At 76.4% G+C, this 525-nt stretch carries 1 pseudogene; it reads left to right on the plus strand.

Annotated elements, in window-relative coordinates:
• Positions 1–524: pseudogene (locus C1I98_RS42450) on the plus strand (hypothetical protein); the annotation flags it as partial.
• Position 525 lies beyond the last annotated feature (1 nt).

A 525-nucleotide genomic window follows, 5' to 3' on the forward strand; every position in this document is an offset into this window, starting at 1 on the left:
GGATGAGCCTGCTCACCCCTGGCGGGACCGCCACCCAGCAGAACGCGGCCACCCAGATCACCACCGACCCCGGCCTCGGCGCCAGCACCGCCCCCGTACCCCCGGCGACACCGGAGACAGCGCCGGAAACAGCGCCCGAGGCACCGCCGGAGAAGGCCCCGACAACGGCCCCCACGAGCACCGCCACGACGGCCGTCCCCACGGTGGAGTCCCGCGCCGACGGCGGCTCCCGGCTGGCCGCGCGGCTCACCGTGCCGCGCTCGGTGGCCCTGGACGACTACGGCCGCGGCAGCATCGCGATCTCCCTCTCCCGCGGCCGCGCCGTCAAGTGGGAGGTGACCGCGCCCGGCCTGCTGGCCACCCCGTCCAGCGGCACCCTGCGGGCAGGCCAGCGGGCGGTGATCTCGCTGCGCGCGCTGCGCGTCCGCAACTGGTGCGGCGCGGCCACGCCGATGACCGCTCCGCTGACCGTCCAGGGAGACGACGACTCGATCACCACCCCGGTGCGGTGGCGCACCTGCTGAC

The organism is Spongiactinospora gelatinilytica, from assembly GCF_003236385.1.
In the GTDB taxonomy this organism is placed as follows: Bacteria; Actinomycetota; Actinomycetes; order Streptosporangiales; family Streptosporangiaceae; genus Spongiactinospora; species Spongiactinospora gelatinilytica.